3 protein-coding genes are annotated in these 2,025 nt (G+C 65.1%); all 3 read right to left on the reverse strand.

Going from position 1 to position 2,025, the window contains the following annotated elements:
* A partial coding sequence (gene infA / locus AC30N0_RS13670; protein ID WP_489518460.1) for a translation initiation factor IF-1 occupies positions 1–134 on the reverse strand: 134 nt, incomplete at its 3' end.
* A gap of 57 nt (positions 135–191) precedes the next feature.
* Positions 192–1,502 (reverse strand): preprotein translocase subunit SecY, encoded by a 1,311-nt coding sequence (gene secY / locus AC30N0_RS13675; RefSeq protein ID WP_489518458.1) that lies wholly within the window; start codon positions 1,500–1,502, stop codon positions 192–194.
* 23 nt (positions 1,503–1,525) lie between these two features.
* Positions 1,526–1,960, reverse strand: a complete 435-nt coding sequence (gene rplO, locus AC30N0_RS13680; protein WP_489518459.1) for a 50S ribosomal protein L15 — start codon at positions 1,958–1,960, stop codon at positions 1,526–1,528.
* Positions 1,961–2,025: the final 65 nt, after the last annotated feature.

The raw sequence follows: 2,025 nt of genomic DNA on the forward strand, positions 1-2,025 counted from the left end.
ATGTAGTGCATGCGCATCTTTCCGGAGATGTGGCCGAGCACCACATGACCGTTTTCCAGCTTCACACGAAACGTGGCGTTGGGCAGATTCTCGAGAATCTCGCCCTGCATCTGAATGACATCGTCTTTCGCCATGCGTTCCGCTTCGGGTCGTCCTTTGTTCGATCTGTCGTGAGTCTGTTGAGGAACGGGTCAGCTCGCCTTGAAGCTGGCCTTCTTGAGCAGCGACTCGTACTGCTGACTCATGACATAGCTCTGCACCTGGGCCCAGAAGTCCATCGTCACGACGACGATGATCAGCAGGGACGTGCCGCCGAAATAGAACGGCACGTTGTACTTGAGGACCAGGAACTCCGGCAGCAGGCACACCGCCGTGATGTAGATCGCCCCGGCCAGCGTCAGGCGCGACAGGATGCGGTCGATGTGACGCGCCGTCTGGTCGCCCGGCCGGATGCCCGGGATGAAGGCGCCGCTCTTCTTCAGGTTGTCGGCCGTCTCGCGGCTGTTGAAGACGAGCGCCGTGTAGAAGAAGCAGAAGAAGACGATCGCCGCCGCGTAGAGCATGACGTAGATCGGCTGCCCCGGCGCGAGCAGGGCGGCGAGGTCCTTCAGCCAGCGCAGGCTGTCGCCGGTGGCGAACCAGCTGACGATGGTCGTCGGCAGCAGGATGATGGAGGACGCGAAGATCGGCGGGATCACGCCCGACATGTTCAGCTTCAGCGGCAGGTGCGACGACTGGCCGCCGTAGACCTTGTTGCCGACCTGGCGCTTGGCGTAGTTGACGAGGATCTTGCGCTGGCCGCGCTCCACGAAGACGACGGCGAAAGTGACCGCCACCACCAGCAGCGTGATGAAAAGCGCTGCGATGATCGACATCGAGCCCTGGCTGATGAGCGTGCCGAACTGGGCCAGCGCGCCAGGCAGGCCGGCGGCGATGCCGGCGAAGATCAGGATCGAGATGCCGTTGCCGAGGCCGCGTTCGGTGATCTGCTCGCCGAGCCACATCAGGAACATCGTCCCGGCGACCAGGCTGACGACCGCCGTCAGGCGGAAGCCGAAGCCCGGGTCGATCACCAGGCCGGGCGACTGCTCGATGGCGAGCGCGATGCCGAGCGACTGGAAAAGCGCCAGGCCGAGCGTGCCGTAGCGCGTGTACTGGGTGATCTTGCGCCGCCCCGACTCGCCTTCCTTCTTGAGGGCCTCGAGCGTCGGCACGACGTAGGTCATCAGCTGCATGATGATCGACGCCGAGATGTACGGCATGATGCCCAGCGCGAACACGGTGAAGCGCGACAGCGCGCCGCCCGAGAACATGTTGAACAGGCTCAGGATGCCGCCCTGCTGGCCCTGGAACAAGGCCTGCAGCTGGTTCGGGTCGATCCCCGGCACGGGGATGTGCGCCCCGACCCGGTAGACGACGAGCGCGCCGACCAGGAAGAACAGGCGCCGTCGCAGGTCGCCGAACTTCCCGCTCTTGGCCAGCTGATTCGCGTTCGTTGCCACTGTCTCGCCGTTCCTCGCTCGCCTCAGGCGACCGAGCCGCCGGCGGCCTCGATCACGGCCTTGGCACCGGCGGTGGCCAGGATGCCGCCGCTCAATGCCACCTTGATGCTCAGCTCGCCGCTCTTGATGACCTTGACGTTCTTCGTCATCTCGCCGATCAGCTTGGCCTGCTTCAGCGTCAGCATGTCGACCTCGGCCGCGCCGAGGCGCTGCAGGTCGGCGAGGGTGACCTCCGCGTTGTACTTGGCGGTTGTCGACTTGAAGCCGCGCTTGGGCAGGCGGCGCTGCAGCGGCATCTGGCCGCCTTCGAAGCCCACCTTGTGGTAGCCGCCGGCACGCGACTTCTGGCCCTTGTGGCCGCGGCCGGCCGTCTTGCCGATGCCCGAGCCGATGCCGCGGCCGACGCGGCGGCGTGCCTTCTTCGACCCGTCGGCCGGCTTGATGGTGTTGAGTTCCATGTTCCTTGCTTCCCCAGGGCCGCTCCAAGCACCCTCACCAGGTACGAGACCTTGTTGATCATGCC

The organism is Rhizobacter sp., from assembly GCF_031412495.1.
Classification (GTDB): domain Bacteria; phylum Pseudomonadota; class Gammaproteobacteria; order Burkholderiales; family Burkholderiaceae_C; genus Schlegelella_A.

Bases quoted from the DNA above. Each gene is read 5' to 3' on its own strand.
- rplO (WP_489518459.1), bottom strand. From the start codon at position 1,960: ATGGAACTCAACACCATCAAGCCGGCCGACGGGTCGAAGAAGGCACGC.